Genomic DNA, 18,119 nt, shown 5'->3' with positions numbered 1-18,119 from the left:
TTGGTCCAGCCAGAGGCAGACCAAGGCGAAGGCTGTGGCGCGATTACAGCGGCGTGATGATCACGGTGTGCCGGTTCAGCGCGCCCTTGACGGCGAACGAAACGGTACCGTCGACCAATGCGAACAGCGTGTGGTCACGGCCCATCGCGACATTGGTGCCGGCATGGAACTTGGTGCCACGCTGGCGCACGATGATCGAGCCCGCCGAGATGACTTGGCCACCGAAGGCCTTGACACCCAGCATCTTGGGTTGAGAGTCGCGGCCGTTCCGGGTGGAACCGCCGCCTTTTTTCTGTGCCATGGTTCAGAACTCCTGTTGAGGCGCTGAATCAGCCGTTGACCGCGCTGATTTCCAGCTCGGTGTAGTTCTGGCGATGACCGCCATGCTTCTGGTAGTGCTTGCGGCGGCGCATCTTGAAGATGCGAACCTTGTCGTGACGGCCATGGGCCACCACGGTTGCCACCACTGTTGCACCGCTCACCAGGGGAGTCCCGACCTTCAGATCTGCGCCGCTACCGACAGCCAAAACCTGGTCAATCACGATTTCCTGGCCAACGTCCGCAGCAATCTGTTCTACCTTGATCTTTTCGCCGGCTGCAACCTTGTATTGCTTGCCACCGGTTTTTACGACCGCGTACATATGTGCCCTTTGCTTGAAGTGCGCAAGACCTGTTGGCATGCCCTGAACATCAGACCCGTTAACTCAACAGGCCTCAAATCCAGGAGGCGCCACACCCGCCAAACGCATCTCATCAATCGCCACGGACCATTCCGAGGCGAAGCTTGGGATCATAGCATAGCGAGCACCAAGCTGCCAAGGGCCCGACACGCGAATGGCAGAGGCCGCCAACGCTGCGCCGGTCGCTTCCTATAATCGACGGGTTTTGCCGTCATCGGGTTCGCTCCCCCGCCTCATGTCGCCCTCCTCCACGACGCTGCCCACCCCCAACATCGACTTCGACCCGATGGCCGATGACATGCGCCAAGTCGACGAGGTAATCCGGCAGCGGCTGTCCTCGGACGTCGCGCTGATCGAACAGATTTCCCACTACATCATCGGCGCCGGCGGCAAGCGCATCCGCCCCCGACTGGTGCTGCTGTTCGCGGACGCCCTGGGCTACAAGGGCCCACACAAATACGAACTGGCGGCCACAGTCGAGTTCATCCACACCGCCACGCTGCTGCACGACGATGTGGTCGATGAATCTTCGCTGCGGCGCGGCCGGGACACTGCCAATGCGGTGTTCGGCAATGCCGCCAGCGTGCTGGTAGGCGACTTCCTGTACTCACGCGCCTTCCAGATGATGGTTTCGGTGAACAGCATGCGTGTGCTCGACGTGCTGGCCGATGCGACCAACGTCATCGCCGAAGGCGAGGTGCTGCAGCTGATGAACATGCATGAGCCAGACGTTGCAATCGAAGACTATCTGCGCGTGATCCGCTACAAGACCGCCAAGCTGTTCGAGGCCAGCGCGCGCCTGGGCGCCGTGATTGCCCAGGCACCCCGCGAGATCGAAGAAGCCTGCGCCGACTACGGGCGCTCGCTGGGTACGGCCTTCCAGCTGGTCGACGACCTGCTGGACTACCAAGGCACGACCACTGCACTCGGCAAGAATGTGGGCGACGACTTGCGCGAAGGCAAACCCACACTGCCGTTGCTGATCGCCATGAGCCGAGGCTCCGCCGCAGAACGCGACTTGATCCGCCACGCCATCGAACAGGGCGAGGTCGAACGGCTGCAAGACATCATCGGCATCGTGCACCGCACTGGCGCACTGGAAGCCACGCGCGACGCCGCCCGCACCGAAGCCGAAGCGGCCCGCCTGAGCCTTTCTTCCCTGCCTCTTTCCAACTCGCTGAATTTGCTGCTAGAATTATCTGCTCGATCGGTTGAGCGCTCTTCTTGAGCGAACCAGGCAGAAACTGCAGGCATCACCAGAGATGCACGAGGCGATCAGGGTCAGCATGCCAAGCGCTGCGAACCCGGATGCCAACAGGGAATGCTTTGGCAGCAGGTCATTTCGGGGTGTAGCTTAGCCTGGTAGAGCGCTACGTTCGGGACGTAGAGGCCGGAGGTTCGAATCCTCTCACCCCGACCAAATCACTGTGAATCATTGCCAAAGCGCAGGAAGTTCAAGCTTTCTGCGCTTTTTGCATTTGAGCGCCCGCATCATGCCCCCTCTCGAAGAGGCAATTCCCGTTGCCGACCCACATTGCCGTTGCAGCGCTTCGCCGCCTGCGTGCGTTCAGTCACAACTTGTGACCACTGGAGCCCGGTTTTCTCGCTGCATTGACCAGCAAAGCCGCCGATATACAGTACCGTGCCAAAGGGCGTTGATGCCCGGCCCATTCTTGTTGTAGCCCTCTTGCCGTTCAGCCGTGGATACTGTTGCCGACGCCTCCAAAGCCTTCTTGTCAGGAGTGGCACGTGTACTGGTCCATGGCGGCAAGCTTCAGCCAGCCAAAGCCGAGGAACTGGTTCGCAGCGCCAAGGAAAAGAAGCTTTCATTCATCGCTGAACTGATCGGCAGCAACACGATGACGCCACTGGCACTGGCGCAGTCGCTGTCCCAGGCTCTTGCAGCGCCTCTGCTGGATCTGGACGCAGTTGACACGCAAAAGCTGCCAAAGTCCTTCATCGACAGCAAGCTGATTGGCCAGTACAAGATCTTGCCGCTGGGCAAGCGCGGCAGTCGCCTGTTCCTTGCCTGCGCCGACCCGACCGACCAGGAAGCCAGCGAGCGCATCAAGTTTGCGACCCAGCTTTCGCCTGAATGGGTGGTCGTCGAATACGACAAGCTGATCAAGCTGGTGGACGGGCAGACCACCTCGGCCAATCAGGCGCTGGAGACGATTGCTTCTGCCGACTTCGAATTCGATGTCACTGAAGAAGAGGTGGGCGGCGCTTCGCCGTCGCCGGAGGCAGTCGCGGAGGTCGAAGATGCGCCCGTCGTGCGCTTCCTGCAGAAGATGTTGATCGACGCGATCAATCTCCGCGCTTCCGACCTGCACTTTGAGCCCTACGAATTCCATTACCGCGTGCGCTTCCGGGTGGACGGCGAGTTGCGCGAGATCACGCAACCACCGATTGCGATCAAGGAAAAGCTGGCGTCCCGCATCAAGGTCATTTCACGGCTGGACATCTCGGAAAAGCGCGTGCCGCAGGATGGCCGGATGAAGCTGCGCTTTGGCAGCAAGTCAATCGACTTCCGGGTCAGCACGCTGCCCACACTGTTCGGCGAGAAGATCGTCATCCGTATTCTCGACTCTTCCAGCGCGAAGATGGGCATCGAGGCGCTCGGTTATGAACCGGAGGAAAAGGAGCGGCTGATGCACGCGGTGCACCGGCCCTATGGCATGGTGCTGGTGACCGGGCCAACCGGCTCGGGCAAGACAGTGTCGCTCTACACCTGCCTGAACATCCTGAACCAGCCGGGCGTGAACATCTCGACCGTGGAAGACCCGGCGGAAATCAACCTGCCCGGCATCAATCAGGTCAATGTCAACGACAAGGCTGGCCTGAACTTCGCCTCGGCACTGAAGTCCTTCCTGCGCCAGGATCCGGACGTGATCATGGTCGGCGAAATCCGCGACCTGGACACTGCGGACATTGCGATCAAGGCCGCGCAGACCGGCCACTTGGTGCTGTCCACGCTGCATACCAACGACGCACCGTCCACCTTGACCCGGTTGTTGAACATGGGCGTGGCGCCTTTCAACATCGCGTCCAGCCTGTTGCTGATCACCGCCCAGCGCCTGGTACGCCGCTTGTGCGAAAGCTGCAAGGCGCCTGCCGACTACCCCAGGCCGGCGCTGTTGCGTGCAGGCTTCACCGAAAGCGAACTCGACGGCACTTGGCGCCCTTACCGCGCCGTGGGCTGCTCTGCCTGCAACAATGGCTATCGTGGTCGTCTGGGCATTTACCAGGCCATGCCGATCACTGACGCGATTCAGCGGCTGATCCTGGCCAATGGTTCGGCCAACGATCTGGCGATACAGGCTCGCGAAGATGGGGTGCGCGATTTGCGCCAGTCCGGCTTGCTGAAGGTCAGGTTGGGCGCAACCTCGCTGGAAGAAGTCATCGCCGCGACCAACGAATAGCGGCACGCGAAACAATCAAGGCAACACCGGTTTGCACCGGGCGAAGCCAGGGTCCTGAGAATCCACCCGCGTTGCGGGCGTCGACTACAACTGATCACACCGTCGGGAGCGGCCGGAGGCTTTATGGCTACAGCAGCGGCAGCAAGAAGCGCCAAGGATTTCACCTTCGAATGGGAAGGCAAGGACCGCAACGGCAAGGTCGTGCGCGGGGAATTGCGCGCCGGCGGAGAAGCCGCCGTGAGTGCCAGCCTGCGCCGGCAAGGCGTGCTGGTCACCAAGGTGAAGAAGCGCCGCAGTTCCGGCGGCAAGAGCATCAAGCCCAAGGACATTGCCATCTTCACGCGCCAGTTGGCGACGATGATGAAGGCCGGGGTGCCCTTGCTGCAAGCCTTCGACATCGTCGCCCGCGGCAGCACCAATGCCACGCTGACCCGGCTGCTGATGGACATCCGTGCGGACATCGAGACAGGTACCAGCCTGTCTGCTGCGTTCCGCCGGCATCCGAAATACTTCGATGCCCTGTACTGCAACCTGGTCGAGGCCGGCGAAGCTGGCGGTATTCTGGAATTGCTGCTCGGTCGTCTGGCGCTTTACCAGGAAAAGACGCTGGCACTGAAGCAGAAGGTCAAGTCAGCGCTGATCTACCCGATGTCGGTGCTGGTGGTCGCCTTCATCGTGGTCACGGTGATCATGATTTTCGTGATCCCGGCCTTCGAGGACGTGTTCAAGAACTTCGGCGCCGACTTGCCCACGCCCACGCTGTTGGTGATCGCCATGAGCAAGTTTTTCGTCTCCTATTGGTGGGCCATTTTCGGCAGCATCTTCGGCGGCGGCTACATGTTCGTGCGCACCTGGCGGCGTTCGGAAAGAATCCAGTTTTTCATGGACCGCCTGTTCCTGCGCATGCCGGTCTTCGGTGAGCTGGTTCGGAAATCCATCATCGCGCGATGGACCCGGACCCTTTCGACATTGTTTGGTGCGGGTGTCCCGTTGGTGGAGGCGCTGGACTCGGTTGGCGGCACCGCAGGCAACAAGGTCTATGCCATCGCCACCGAAGCGATTCAGCGTGACGTCGCCTCCGGCACCGCACTGACTTCGGCCATGACCGCAACCGGCGTGTTCCCGAACATGGTGTTGCAGATGGCTGGCATCGGCGAAGAATCGGGCGCGCTAGACGACATGCTTGCACGCGCCGCGGAGTTCTACGAAGAAGAAGTCGACGAGATGGTGAAGGGGCTGTCAACCTTGATGGAGCCCATCATCATCGTGTTCCTTGGCACCATCATTGGCGGCATCGTCGTGTCGATGTACTTGCCCATCTTCAAGCTCGGTCAGGTGGTCTGACGCATGGCGCAGACCGGAGAGTGGGCGATCTGGTTGTCGCCCTGGGTGCTGGGCGCGTTGGGCCTTTGCATTGGCAGTTTCCTGAACGTGGTGGCGCACCGCCTGCCGCGCATGATGGAGCGGCAATGGTGGCGGGACGTGGCCCAGCAGCTGAGCGACAGCGAGTCTTTCCAGCGGACTTTTGGACGGGGCGCGCCCAAGCCACTCGCCGCCACATCGGGTGAGCTTGAGCAGGAACTGGACAAGCTCGGCCGGTTGACGCTTTCCAAGCCCGCCTCACGCTGCCCGGCCTGCCAGCACAGGATCCGCTGGCACGAGAACATTCCGCTGGTGAGCTGGTTGCGGCTGCGAGGCCGCTGCTCCGCATGCGGCACCCGCATTTCGGTGCGCTATCCGCTGCTGGAACTGGCCACCGGCCTGCTGTTCGCCGGCATTGCCTGGCGCGTGGGCCCGCAACCGGTGGCGCTGGCCTGGTGCGGCGTGGCCGCCACGCTGGTCGCGCTGACTGCCATCGACTGGGACACCACCTTGCTGCCGGACGCGCTGACGCTGCCGCTGCTGTGGGCCGGTCTGTGCGCCGCAGCGCTGGAGTGGACGCTGCCGCTCAGCACCTCACTCTGGGGTGCCGTCGTGGGCTACCTGTCGCTGTGGTCGGTGTACTGGCTGTTCAAGCTGACGACAGGCAAGGAAGGCATGGGCCACGGCGACTTCAAGCTGCTGGCCGCGCTGGGGGCCTGGCTGGGCTGGAAAGCCATCCTGCCCATCGTGCTGATGGCTTCGGTGATCGGCGCGGTGGTCGGCATCGGCATGAAGCTCAGCGACACCTTGCGCGAAGGGCGCTACGTGCCGTTCGGCCCGTTCCTCGCCGGTGGCGGACTGGTGCTGATGCTGGCGGGCACCGAAACGGTATTGGGTTGGATAGGGCAGTGAGCCCCGCACGGCCGCCCGAAGGGTCTCATTCCCGCCCGGCGGGACCGGCCGCAGGCCGCAGGGTGCGCCAGTGAGCGCTGTGCGCGTGGGCTTGACCGGCGGCATCGGCAGCGGCAAGAGCACCGTTGCCGCGCTGCTTTCGGCCCGCGGCGCCAAGGTCATCGACACCGATGCAATCTCGCGCGCGTTGACCGCGCCACAAGGCGCTGCGCTGCCCGCCATCGCCGCGGCATTTGGTGCCGACATGGTCGATGAACATGGCGCATTGGACCGCGCCCGCATGCGCCAGCTGGCCTTTGGCCAGGCCCCGGAAGCGCTGCAAGCCAAGCAGACGCTTGAGCACATCCTGCACCCATTGATCCAGGCCGAGACGGCACGCCAGGCCGCGCAGGCAGAACCTGGCCAGCCACTGGTGTTCGACGTGCCGCTGCTGGCCGAGTCGGCCCATTGGCGTGGCCGGGTGGACAAGGTGCTGGTCATCGACTGCAGCGAGGCGACACAAATCCGACGCGTCATGGCCCGTTCCGGCTGGCCTGCGCAGGAGGTGCAGCGCGTGATCGCGCTGCAGGCCACGCGGGCAGAGCGCCGCGCCATCGCCGATGCCGTGATCCTCAACGACGGGCTGAGCCTGGCGCAATTGCAGGCCGAGCTGGACGCACTCTGGCAGCAAGGTTTTTTCGGTCCGGCCGCTGCGCCCGGGGTGTGAAACAATCGCCGCCAGCCAACCGCCCGGAAAGCGCCTTTTGGTCCTCTACGAATACCCGTTCAACGAAAGCATCCGCACGATGCTGCGGCTCGAACACCTGTTCGGCCGACTGAACACCCTGGTGCCGCGTGACGAAGCGGTCGACCATCATTTCTCCCTGGTCACGCTGTTCGAGATCATGGACGTGGCCTCGCGGGCCGACCTGAAATCCGACCTGCTCAAGGAACTGGAGCGCCACAAGGCGCAGCTGCAAAGTTATCGCGGCAACCCGCATGTGTCGGAAGCCGCGCTGGACGAAGTCGTGGCTCGCATCGACCATGCCTTCAACGGCCTGAACCAGTTCGCGGGCAAGGCGGGGCAAGCGCTGACCACCAACGAGTGGCTGATGAGCATCCGCAGCCGCATCAGCATTCCTGGTGGCACTTGCGAGTTCGACCTGCCGGCCTACTTCGCCTGGCAGCAGCACAGCCCTGATCGACGCCGCGCCGACCTCGCCCAGTGGCTCAGCCACCTGTGGCCGCTGGGCGAAGCGCTGCACGTGTTGCTGGGCCTGCTGCGGGACGCCGGCATGCCGCACAAGGTCGTGGCCCAGGGCGGCCAGTACCAGCAAACCCTGCCCCAGGGCCGCACCTACCAGCTGCTGCGAGTGCGGCTGGACGACGGGGTGGACCTGGTGCCAGAGATCAGCGGCCACCGCCTGATGGTCTCGGTGCGGCTGATGCGGGCCGACGCCGAGGGCCGCCTGCGCCCCGCCGCGCAGGACACCGCGTTTGAACTCTCGCTCTGCGCCTGAGTCCCATCGCTTCGTCATTCGTTTCCGCCTCGCCCTTGCACTTGCAAGCACCGCCGGCGCCTGCCGTGAACCAGCCCAAATCCAGCCCCCCATCCTCCGTTGCCGCCAAGGCCATCGAGGTCAACTGCCCGGCCTGCGGCGAGCGCACGCTGTATTCGCCTGCGAACGCCTTCCGGCCCTTCTGCAGCGCCCGCTGCCAGGGCCATGATTTCGGCGCCTGGGCCAATGAAGGCTACAGGGTGCCGACCAAGCCCAGCAGCGAAGAGCCGGAGCCCTGAGCCGGCCACGCACCGACCTCAGGCCGGTTTTCGTCACACCCGGGCACTCGCCTGCTCTTGAAACCCGGCAGACGGTGCCTATAATGGGATTAGCACTCAACCAAGTCGAGTGCTAACAGTTCTGGCGCCGGCCTTCCTGGCCGGCGTTCCTGAGCACCTGATGTGATGCAGCGCCCTTTGCCGGTGTTGCCTTCCTCGCTCAAAGCCACTGCATTTAGGAGATGCCATGAAACTTCGTCCGTTGCACGATCGCGTGATCGTCAAGCGCCTGGAACAAGAAACCAAGACCGCCTCCGGCATCGTCATCCCTGACAACGCCGCCGAGAAGCCTGATCAAGGCGAAGTCCTGGCCGTTGGCCCGGGCAAGCGCAACGACAAGGGCGACTTCATCGTCCTGAACGTCAAGGTCGGTGACCGCGTGCTGTTCGGCAAGTACTCTGGCCAGTCGGTCAAGGTCGACGGCGAAGAGCTGATGGTCATGCGCGAAGAAGACCTGTTTGCCGTCGTCGAGAAGTAATCCTTCTCCCTCTGCACACACCTCTTACTGAACTGAATTCGGAGAATACAAATGGCAGCAAAAGACGTGATCTTTGGCTCTGACGCCCGCACCCGCATGGTTGAAGGCGTGAACATCCTGGCCAATGCGGTCAAGGTCACGCTGGGCCCCAAGGGCCGCAACGTGGTCCTGGAGCGCTCTTTCGGCGCCCCCACCGTCACCAAGGACGGTGTCTCGGTGGCCAAGGAAATCGAGCTGAAGGACAAGCTGCAGAACATGGGCGCGCAGATGGTCAAGGAAGTTGCTTCCAAGACTTCTGACAACGCCGGTGACGGCACCACCACCGCCACCGTGCTGGCGCAAGCCATCGTGCGCGAAGGCATGAAGTACGTGGCCGCCGGCATGAACCCGATGGACCTGAAGCGTGGCATCGACAAGGCGGTCACCGCCCTGGTCGCCCAGCTGAAGGCGGCCTCCAAGGCCACCACGACCTCCAAGGAAATCGCGCAAGTCGGCACCATCTCGGCCAACAGCGATTCCGAAGTCGGCCGCATCATCGCTGAAGCGATGGACAAGGTCGGCAAGGAAGGCGTCATCACCGTCGAAGACGGCAAGTCGCTGGACAGCGAACTCGACGTCGTCGAAGGCATGCAGTTCGACCGCGGCTACCTGTCGCCCTACTTCATCAACAACCCGGAAAAGCAAGCCGCACTGCTGGACAACCCGTTTGTCCTGCTGTTCGACAAGAAGATCTCGAACATCCGCGATCTGCTGCCGACCCTGGAACAAGTGGCCAAGGCTGGCCGTCCGCTGCTGATCATCGCTGAAGAAGTCGATGGCGAAGCGCTGGCGACCCTGGTGGTCAACACCATCCGCGGCATCCTGAAGGTCGTCGCCGTCAAGGCCCCGGGCTTTGGCGACCGTCGCAAGGCCATGCTGGAAGACATCGCCATCCTGACCGGTGGCAAGGTCATCGCCGAAGAAGTCGGCCTGTCGCTCGAGAAGGTCACGCTGGCCGACCTGGGCCAGGCCAAGCGCGTCGAAGTGGGCAAGGAAAACACCATCATCATCGATGGTGCCGGTGCCGCTGCCGACATCGAAGCCCGCGTCAAGCAAGTGCGCGTGCAGATCGAAGAAGCTTCGAGCGACTACGACCGTGAAAAGCTGCAAGAACGCGTGGCCAAGCTGGCCGGCGGTGTTGCCGTCATCAAGGTCGGTGCTGCCACCGAAGTCGAGATGAAGGAAAAGAAGGCCCGCGTGGAAGACGCGCTGCACGCGACCCGTGCCGCCGTTGAAGAAGGCATCGTCGCCGGTGGCGGCGTGGCCCTGCTGCGCGCCCGCCAGACGGCAGGCACCATCAAGGGTGACAACGCTGACCAGGACGCCGGCATCAAGCTGATCCTGAAGGCGATCGAAGCCCCGCTGCGCGAAATCGTGTCGAACGCCGGTGGCGAACCCAGCGTGGTGATCAACGCCGTGTTGGCTGGCAGTGGCAATCACGGCTTCAACGCCGCGAACGACACCTATGGCGACATGATCGAAATGGGCATCCTGGACCCGACCAAGGTGACCCGGACCGCGCTGCAAAACGCCGCTTCGGTCGCTTCGCTGATGCTGACCACCGAATGCATGGTCGCCGAAGCCCCGAAGGACGACGCGCCTTCGATGCCCGGCGGCGGCATGGGCGGCATGGGCGGCATGGGCATGGACATGTAAGCTGTCCTGCCTGAGCGTCCCCGCTCTCGCAAGCATGCAAGGCCACCTTCGGGTGGCCTTTTTTGTTGTGTCGCCGCACCCGGTGCCGCCCGGACACACGGCGCACCACGCCACAATCCGCCGCATGACGCGTGCGCTGTTGTCCCTGCTGTTGCCCTTGGTCGGTGTGATTGGCGCCTCGTCTGCAGCCCTCGCCGCAGCGCAGGCAGTGCAGCCCGAGCCAACGCGCAGCGCCAGCACGGCAAGCGGTTCGCCGGGCACACCGGCCGAAGCCCGAACGCTGGCCCAGGGCGTGCCGGCAGCGCAAGCCCCCGCCGCCCTGCCACGGTTGCGCATCGGCCTGGTGCTTTCGGGCGGCGGCGCGCGCGGGCTGGCCCACGTTGGCGTGCTGAAGGCGCTGGAGCGCGCGCAGGTGCCCATCGATGCGATTGCCGGCACCTCGATGGGCGCGGTGGTCGGCGGGCTGTATGCCAGCGGCATGCCGGCGGACACCATCGAAGCCGAATTCAACAAGGTCAACTGGAGCCGGCTGTTCGCCCAGCGCGTGGGCCGCCAGCAGCTCTCCCAGCGGCGCAAGGAAGAGGACTTCGACCTCTCGACTGCCATCGAGCTGGGCTACCGCGACGGAGAGTTCCGTGCGCCGCAAGGCGCCGTCTCCAGCCGCGGCCTGGAAACCCTGCTGCGCCGCTACACCTTGCCGGTGCGCGCGGTGCAGGACTTCGACCAGCTGCCGATCCCGTTCCGCGCGGTCGCCACCGACATGGAAACCGGCGCGCTGGTCATCCTGGACCAGGGCGACCTGGCGATGGCGCTGCGCGCCAGCATGAGCGTGCCCGGCCTGTTCCCGCCCAGCGAGGTGGAAGGCCGCGTGCTGGGCGATGGCGGCCTGGTCAACAACCTGCCGGTCGACGTGGTGCGGGCGATGGGCGTGGACGTGGTGATCGCCGTCAACATCGGCACGCCGCTGGCCGGCCGCGAAACGCTGAACTCGGCCATCGGCCTGACGGCGCAGATGATCAACATCCTGACCGAGCAGAACGTGCACCGCAGCCTGGCCACGCTGGGCAAGCAGGACCTGCTGATCGCGCCGGACCTGGGCAAACTGAGCTCGGGCGACTTCGACAGCGCCAAGGCGCTGATCACGCTGGGCGACGGCGCCACCGAAGCGCTGGCCGAACCGCTGCGGGCCCTCGCGCTGACGGCCGAACAATATGCCGACTGGCGCGCGCACCGCAGCCCCGCTGCGCAGCCGCCCAGCACCCTGCAGTTCGTCGCCTTCGAAGGCACCACCGCCACCAACCCGCAGCGCCTTGAGCCCCAGCTCCAGTCGCACCAGGGCGAGGCCTTCGACCCGCAAAAGGCCGAGGCCGACACCCAGTACCTGGCCGCCAGCGGCGACTATGTGCGCGCCGACTACCGGCTGGTGCACAGCAACGAGCGCGGCGACGGCCTGGTCTTCGACCTCGAAGACAAGCCCTGGGGCCCGAACTACCTGAACATCGGCCTGGACCTGTCGACCGACTTCGATGGCCGCAGCGCCTTCAACGTCAAGGTCAGCCACAACCGCCACTGGCTGACCGACAACGGCACCGAATGGCGCAACCGGCTGCAGATCGGCGAGGTGCCACAGGTGTCCACCGAGCTGTACCACCCACTGAAATGGACGCTGGGCCTGTCGAACGACTGGTTCGTGGCCGCCTCGGCCAGCGCCGAGCGCCGCAACCTCTCGCTGTTCGAGGACAACGGCGGCGAGAAGATCGGCGAAGTGCAGCGTTCGGTGGCGCGCGCCGGGCTGGACCTGGGCCAGCCCTGGGGCAGCCTGGGCGAGTTGCGCTTCGGGCTGGACTACCGCGCAGGCCGCAACCAGCTGCTGCTGCGCAACGACCTGGCCGACACGCTCTACACACCCCAGGCCTGGCAGGAAGCCGGCCTGCGGCTGCGGGTGGTGATGGACCAGCTGGACTTCGCCAACTTCCCGCAGCGCGGCTACCGCGCCGAGGCCGAGGCCTTTGTTGGCAAGCGGCATGACGACGGCACGCGCAAGCTGCTGCGCCTGGAAACCCAGGCCACCACGGCCAGCACCTGGGGTAACCAGACGCTGAACCTGCACCTGATGGCGCGCGGCTCGAACGAGGACCGGCTGTCGCCGGTTGGCCGCTATTCGCTGGGCGGCTTCCAGCAGCTCTCGGGCTACCAGGTCGGCCAGCTGACCGGCAACGTGGTGCTGCTCGGCCGGCTGGGCTGGTACATGCGGCTGGCCGAAACGCCGGTGTTCGCCCGCGGATTTTTCGTCGGCGCCTCGCTGGAAACCGGCAATGCCTGGCTGGACACCCACGAGATGCGCAAAGGCGGCCTGCGTCAGGGCGGCAGCCTGTACCTTGGTGCCGACACCGGCCTGGGGCCGATGTACCTGGGCCTCACCTGGGCGCCACGCGGCGAGGCCGGCCTGGTGCTGTTCGTCGGCCGGCCCTAGACATGGACCACCCGCCTAGCGGGTCGCGCAGCCGCCTTGGTGCGGCCCGGCGCCGGCTGCTTGGCTCAGGCCTCGTCGGACGGCGGTGCCGGTTCGGCGGTCGTTTCGGCTGCGGTGCTGGATGCATCGGTCTTGTCAACGGCATCCGCATCGCCCACCGGATGCATCCAGCCGTGCAGCGTCTCGGCCAGATCGTGCAGGCCGATGTGCTTGGGCGCCGAGAACAGCAGGATGCCGACGTCCGACGCGTCGGTCACGACCGAGGCCAGCGCGTCCTGCACCTTGGCCAGCGAAGCCTGCTGCTCCTTGCGGTTGAGCTTGTCGGCCTTGGTCAGGACCACCAGCAGCTTCACCGCACCGTTCACGACACGCGGCGAGATGAAATTCAGCAGCCTTTCGTCCAGCGGCGTCAGCCCCAGCCGGCTGTCGACCAGCAGCACCACGCCGGTCAGGTTCCGTCGCACCTCCAGGTAGTCGGCCATCACCCGCTGCCAGCGGACCTTGGCCTCCCGGTTCACCGTTGCGTAGCCGTAGCCTGGCAAGTCGGCCAGGTAGGCGTCGGGTTCGTCCTTGGGGCCGAGCGCAAACAGGTTGATGTGCTGGGTACGGCCCGGGGTTTTGGATGCGAAGGCCAATTGCCGTCGCTGTGCCAGCGCGTTGATCGAGGTCGACTTGCCGGCATTGCTGCGGCCGACGAAGGCGATTTCGCCCAGGTCGCCCTGCGGCAACTGGTCAAGCTGGCTGGCGGTGGTCAGGAAGCGGGCGCTGTGGGCCCATGCCAGTGCAGCGAGGGCTTCCGCACTGGGCGGCTTCGCGTCTTTGCGGAGGGAAGCAGTCATGGAGCATTGTAAGATTCATTGGTTTTGTTGCCGGGCGTCATGCCTGGAACCTGCACGAAGAATCAAAATCCGAGACAACCCAAACCCGAGGCCCTTTCCGATGAAGACTTCCGTCGCCGTCGCCAGCTCCGTCGTGCTCGCCGCCTTGCTCGCGGCCCCTGCGTTCGCTGCTGAGGCCAGTGCGGCACCAGCCAAGATCGATCTGGTGCGAGGCTCGGAAATCTCGTCCACGGTTTGCGCCGCCTGCCACACGGCAGACGGGTCGCGCGGCAGCCCCGCGAATCCGATCCTGCAGGGCCAGCATGCCGACTACCTCTACAAGCAGCTGACCGAGTTCAAGGCCGGCAAGCGGCCCAGCGCGGTGATGAACGGCATGGCCGCCACGCTCAGCGAGTCGGACATGCGCAACGTCGCCGCGTTCTACGCCGGCAAGACCGCCAAGCCAGGCGCCGCGAAGAATCCGGACACGGTCCAACTGGGCCAGAAGATCTACCGCGGCGGCATTGCCGAGAAGAACGTGCCCGCCTGTGCCGGCTGCCACAGCCCGAATGGCGCCGGCATCCCGGCCCAATACCCCCGCCTGGCCGGCCAGCATGCCGACTATGTCGAAATCCAGATGAACAACTTCCGCAGCGGCGCGCGGCCCAACAGCGTGCCGATGGCCGGCGTGGCCTCTCGAATGAGCGACAAGGAAATCAAGGCCGTGTCAGACTACATCGCCGGCCTGCGCTGAAGCCGGGCCCCAGGCGCGAGCAGACCCGCACGCGCCGGCCCGCAACGACCCCGTCGCCCGGGCCGGTCCATGACCGGCCCTTTTCACATCGGCGAGCCAGACCTCTTTCGCAGCACCTTTCCCGATGAACGCCACCGTTCCCTCTCCCGACGCTGCCAACAGCCGCTTCGCCACCACGCGCCGCGAAACGCTGGCTCTGCTGGCCTCGATGCGCTTTGCCATCACCTTGCTGTGCGTGATCTGCATTGCCTCGGTCATTGGCACCGTGGTCAAGCAGGGCGAGCAGCTGCCGGACTATGTCAACAAGTTCGGTCCCTTCTGGGCCGAGCTGTTCGGCCATGTCAGCCTGTTCACCGTCTACAGCGCGCCCTGGTTCCTGCTGATCCTGGCCTTCCTGGTCACCTCCACCAGCCTGTGCATCGCGCGCAACGCACCCAAGATCCTGGCCGACCTGCGCAGCTTCAAGGAAGGCGTGCGCGAGCAGTCGCTCAAAGCCTTCCATCACAAGGCCGAAGGCGGCATCGCGCTGCAAGGCCAGGCAGCGCTGGACCATGTGTCGGCCGTGCTGGCCCGCCACGGCTGGCAGGCCAAGGCCCAGGTGCGTGCCGGCGGCACCATGGTCGCGGCGCGCAAGGGCCGGGTCAACAAGCTGGGCTACCTGTCGGCCCATTCGGCCATCGTGCTGATCTGCCTGGGTGGCCTTTTCGACGGTGACCTGGTGGTCAAGGCGCAGATGGCGCTGACCGGCAAAAGCACCTTCGAAGGCGGTGGGCTGATCCGCGACGTGCCGCCCGAGCACCGCTTGCCCGCCGGCAACCCGACCTTCCGCGGCAACCTGATGGTGCCCGAGGGCGCACGCAGCGGCACCGCCATCCTGCAGATGCCGGACGGCATCGTGCTGCAGGACCTGGACTTCGACGTCGAGCTCAAGCGCTTCATGGTCGAGTACTACGAGACCGGCATGCCGCGGCTGTTCGCCAGCCAGATCGTGCTGCACGACCACGACGGCAGCCCGCCGGTCGAGGCCACGGTCAAGGTCAACGAACCCGTCACCCACCACGGCGTGGCGATCTACCAGAGCAGTTTCGAGGACGGAGGCTCGACGCTGAAGCTCAAGGCCTTGCCGCTGCAGGCCGGCGGCCAGCCCTTCGAGATCAACACCCGCGTCGGCGACAGCGTGCCGCTGCAGCAGGGCAAGTCCCCGCTGACGCTGGAAGTCACCGGGCTGCGCGTCATCAACGTCGAAAACCTCGGCGCCGCAGAAGGTGCCGGCACTGATGTGCGCAAGGTTGACCTGGGCAGCACCTTGAACAAGCATCTGGGCAGTGGCGTCAGCCCCGACAAGGCCAAGCAGCTGCACAACGTCGGCCCGTCCATCACCTACAAGCTGCGCGACGCCAGCGGCCAGGCACGCGAGTTCAGCAACTACATGGTGCCCATCGAGCTGGACGGCCAGCGGGTGTTTGTCGTCGGCGTGCGCGACACGCCGGCCGACAGTTTCCGCTACCTGCGCCTGCCGGTCGACGAACAAGGCAGCCTGGACGGCTGGCTGCGGCTGCGCCAGGCGCTGGGCGACACGGCATTGCGCGAACAGGCGGCAAGCCGCTACGCCAGGCAGGCCGCACCGGCCGACAAGCCCGAAATGATCGAGCAGCTGCGCGTGACCAGCGCACGCGCGCTGGCCCTGTTCGCTGGCGTAGAGCCCGCCAGCAAGAAGAGCACACCCGGCGCCCAGCCCAGCGCCGGCTTGGTCGCGCTGAGCCAGTTCATTGACGACAGCGTGCCCCAGGCCGAGCGCGCCCGCGTGGCCGACGTGCTGCTGCGCATCCTCAACAGCGCGCTGTACGAACTCAACGACATCGCCCGCGAACAGGCAGGCTTGAAACCGCTGGGCAGCGAAGCGGCGGCACAAAGCTTCATGGCCCTGGCCGTCATCTCGCTGTCCGACAGCTTTTTCTACCCGGCCCCGGTGCTGCTGGAGCTGCAGGACTTCCAGCAGCGCCAGGCCAGCGTGTTCCAGGTCGCCCGCGCACCCGGCAAGACCCTTGTCTACCTCGGCGCAGTCTTGCTGATCATCGGCGTGTTTGCGATGCTCTACGTGCGCGAACGCCGGCTCTGGGTCTGGCTGCACGGCGCTGGCGAAGCCAACCCTGGCAGCCGCATGCTGATTGCCCTGTCCACGCCAAGGCGCACACTGGACGTGGATGCAGAATTCACTGCCTTGCGCCAGGACTTGCTCGGCGCATCCGCCGCCGCCGAACCCGCTGTCATTGGAGACACGCCATGAACACCACCACGACCGGCAATGCGCCCCTGGCGTCGCTGCCCATGGGCAAGTCCGGCTGGCTCGCCGGCCGCAGCTTGCTGGACTGGCTCTATGCGCTGCTGGTGCTGGGCGGCGCAGGCTATGCGTTCCAGCGCTACGGCGCGTCAATGGACGGCTACGAACGTGGCATCCTGGCTGGCGCCACACCGGCGCTGATCGCGCTGGGCTGGTTCTGGCGCCCGCTGCGCGCGCTGGCGCTGGCCGTGGGCCTGGCCAGCCTGCTGGCCATCTCGCTCTACAACCGCCACACCGACGGCTTCGGCGCCGACCTGGCCGCCGCCGACCAAGTCTTCTGGCTCAAGTATTTCCTCTCCAGCCAGAGCGCCATCCTGTGGATGAGCGTGCTCTTTTTCATGAGCACGATCTTCTACTGGCTGGGCTTCCTGGGCAAGGCAGAAGGCGGCAACGCCGTGGGCCAGCGCATCGGCTCCGGCCTGGCCTGGGCCGCTGTCTTCATGGCCTTGACCGGCACCATGGTGCGCTGGTTCGAGAGCCACCAGATCGGCCCGGACATCGGCCACATCCCGGTGAGCAACCTGTACGAAGTCTTCGTGCTGTTCTGCTGGCTGACCACGCTGTTCTACCTCTACTTCGAAGCCCACTACAAGCTGCACGCCCAGGTGCGCGCGCTGGGTGGCTTCGTGATGCTGGTGGTGAGTGCCGCGGTCGGCTTCCTGCTCTGGTACACGGTGGCGCGCGAAGCGCAGGAAATCCAGCCGCTGGTGCCCGCGCTGCAAAGCTGGTGGATGAAGCTGCACGTGCCGGCCAACTTCATCGGCTACGGCACCTTCTCGCTGTCGGCCATGGTGGCCCTGGCCTGCGTGCTGAAGGAAGCCAGCGCCAAGGCTTTGTGGCTTGGCCTGGTGGCGCTGCCGGCTGCGGTGCTGGTGCTGGTCGCCGGCTACGCGGTGGGCGGCAGTGACCCGGCCGCAGCCGGCGCCGCCGCCAAGGCGGCACGCTTGATCGGCGGCACCGGCCTGTTCTTCGCCATCATGGTCGCACTGCGCCGGCCCATCAACGCCCGCACGCCCAGCGTGCTGCTGATGGACGACCTGATGTACAAGGCCATCGCAGTCGGCTTCGCGTTTTTCACCATTGCAACCGTGCTGGGCGCCTTCTGGGCCGCAGAAGCCTGGGGCGGCTACTGGAGCTGGGACCCGAAGGAAACCTGGGCCCTGATCGTCTGGCTGAACTACGCCGCCTGGCTGCACATGCGGCTGATGAAGGGCCTGCGCGGCGCCGGCTCGGCCTGGTGGGCGCTGGGCGGCCTGGTCGTCACGACCTTCGCCTTCCTCGGCGTGAACATGTTCCTCAGCGGCCTGCACTCCTACGGAGAGTTGTGAACGTGGCGACTGGCTGAGGGGAACCACCCGCCCGCAGCAC

The 18,119-nt window shown here is 65.1% G+C and carries 16 protein-coding genes and 1 tRNA gene; 14 read left to right on the top strand and 3 right to left on the bottom strand.

The annotated features are described in order from the left end of the window. Positions 1-43 precede the first annotated feature (43 nt). Positions 44-301, bottom strand: a complete 258-nt coding sequence (gene rpmA / locus LRH25_RS04005) for a 50S ribosomal protein L27 (protein WP_141285706.1) — start codon at positions 299-301, stop codon at positions 44-46. Positions 302-329: 28 nt separating this feature from the next. Beyond that, complete coding sequence (gene rplU, locus LRH25_RS04000) at positions 330-641, bottom strand: 50S ribosomal protein L21 (protein WP_141285708.1); 312 nt, start codon at positions 639-641, stop codon at positions 330-332. A 325-nt stretch (positions 642-966) separates the two neighbouring features. Between rplU and LRH25_RS03995 the strand changes: the two genes are divergently transcribed. The 11 genes from LRH25_RS03995 to LRH25_RS03945 all read left to right on the top strand — a co-directional run bounded on the left by LRH25_RS03995 (position 967) and on the right by LRH25_RS03945 (position 12,838). Next, a complete protein-coding gene (locus tag LRH25_RS03995; protein ID WP_141285726.1) occupies positions 967-1,908 on the top strand; it encodes a polyprenyl synthetase family protein in 942 nt (313 codons plus the stop codon). Between the two features lie 115 nt (positions 1,909-2,023). Continuing rightward, positions 2,024-2,100: transfer RNA gene (locus LRH25_RS03990), tRNA-Pro, on the top strand. 280 nt (positions 2,101-2,380) lie between these two features. Further along, on the top strand, positions 2,381-4,102 hold the full coding sequence (pilB, locus tag LRH25_RS03985) for a type IV-A pilus assembly ATPase PilB (protein ID WP_141285710.1): 1,722 nt from the start codon (positions 2,381-2,383) through the stop codon (positions 4,100-4,102). Between the two features lie 123 nt (positions 4,103-4,225). After that, complete coding sequence (locus LRH25_RS03980; RefSeq protein WP_141285712.1) at positions 4,226-5,446, top strand: type II secretion system F family protein; 1,221 nt, start codon at positions 4,226-4,228, stop codon at positions 5,444-5,446. Positions 5,447-5,449: 3 nt separating this feature from the next. Continuing rightward, positions 5,450-6,376 (top strand): prepilin peptidase, encoded by a 927-nt coding sequence (locus LRH25_RS03975; RefSeq protein ID WP_141285714.1) that lies wholly within the window; start codon positions 5,450-5,452, stop codon positions 6,374-6,376. Between the two features lie 70 nt (positions 6,377-6,446). Beyond that, positions 6,447-7,082: a dephospho-CoA kinase gene (gene coaE / locus LRH25_RS03970; protein ID WP_141285716.1), complete on the top strand. Its 636-nt coding sequence runs from the start codon at positions 6,447-6,449 to the stop codon at positions 7,080-7,082. Between the two features lie 37 nt (positions 7,083-7,119). Beyond that, positions 7,120-7,875: a cell division protein ZapD gene (gene zapD, locus LRH25_RS03965; RefSeq protein ID WP_141285718.1), complete on the top strand. Its 756-nt coding sequence runs from the start codon at positions 7,120-7,122 to the stop codon at positions 7,873-7,875. 65 nt (positions 7,876-7,940) lie between these two features. Then, on the top strand, positions 7,941-8,153 hold the full coding sequence (locus LRH25_RS03960) for a DNA gyrase inhibitor YacG (RefSeq protein ID WP_170200753.1): 213 nt from the start codon (positions 7,941-7,943) through the stop codon (positions 8,151-8,153). A gap of 226 nt (positions 8,154-8,379) precedes the next feature. Continuing rightward, on the top strand, positions 8,380-8,670 hold the full coding sequence (groES, locus tag LRH25_RS03955) for a co-chaperone GroES (protein WP_141285720.1): 291 nt from the start codon (positions 8,380-8,382) through the stop codon (positions 8,668-8,670). A 51-nt stretch (positions 8,671-8,721) separates the two neighbouring features. Beyond that, positions 8,722-10,365 (top strand): chaperonin GroEL, encoded by a 1,644-nt coding sequence (gene groL, locus LRH25_RS03950; RefSeq protein WP_141285722.1) that lies wholly within the window; start codon positions 8,722-8,724, stop codon positions 10,363-10,365. A gap of 124 nt (positions 10,366-10,489) precedes the next feature. Further along, positions 10,490-12,838: a patatin-like phospholipase family protein gene (locus LRH25_RS03945; RefSeq protein WP_231010207.1), complete on the top strand. Its 2,349-nt coding sequence runs from the start codon at positions 10,490-10,492 to the stop codon at positions 12,836-12,838. Positions 12,839-12,903: 65 nt separating this feature from the next. Here LRH25_RS03945 and yihA read toward each other — a convergent pair whose 3' ends face one another. After that, entirely contained in the window at positions 12,904-13,677 is a 774-nt protein-coding gene (gene yihA, locus LRH25_RS03940; RefSeq protein WP_141288350.1) for a ribosome biogenesis GTP-binding protein YihA/YsxC, read from the bottom strand. Between the two features lie 100 nt (positions 13,678-13,777). On the opposite strand from yihA, the gene LRH25_RS03935 reads away from it, so the two are divergent. From LRH25_RS03935 to ccsB, 3 genes are all read left to right on the top strand, one after another. Then, complete coding sequence (locus LRH25_RS03935) at positions 13,778-14,410, top strand: c-type cytochrome (protein ID WP_141288349.1); 633 nt, start codon at positions 13,778-13,780, stop codon at positions 14,408-14,410. Positions 14,411-14,534: 124 nt separating this feature from the next. Then, complete coding sequence (locus tag LRH25_RS03930; protein ID WP_231010206.1) at positions 14,535-16,697, top strand: cytochrome c biogenesis protein ResB; 2,163 nt, start codon at positions 14,535-14,537, stop codon at positions 16,695-16,697. After that, positions 16,694-18,079 carry a c-type cytochrome biogenesis protein CcsB gene (gene ccsB, locus LRH25_RS03925; RefSeq protein WP_141288348.1) on the top strand — a complete coding sequence of 462 codons (1,386 nt, stop codon included), beginning with the start codon at positions 16,694-16,696 and terminating at the stop codon, positions 18,077-18,079. The genes LRH25_RS03930 and ccsB overlap by 4 nt, the downstream gene beginning before the upstream one ends. The last annotated feature ends 40 nt before the right edge of the window (positions 18,080-18,119 follow it).

It is taken from the genome of Ideonella azotifigens (assembly GCF_021043325.1).
Classification (GTDB): domain Bacteria; phylum Pseudomonadota; class Gammaproteobacteria; order Burkholderiales; family Burkholderiaceae_C; genus Ideonella; species Ideonella azotifigens.
Note: the sequence above shows the minus strand (reverse complement) of the source record. Positions and strands in the feature narration are given on the sequence as shown.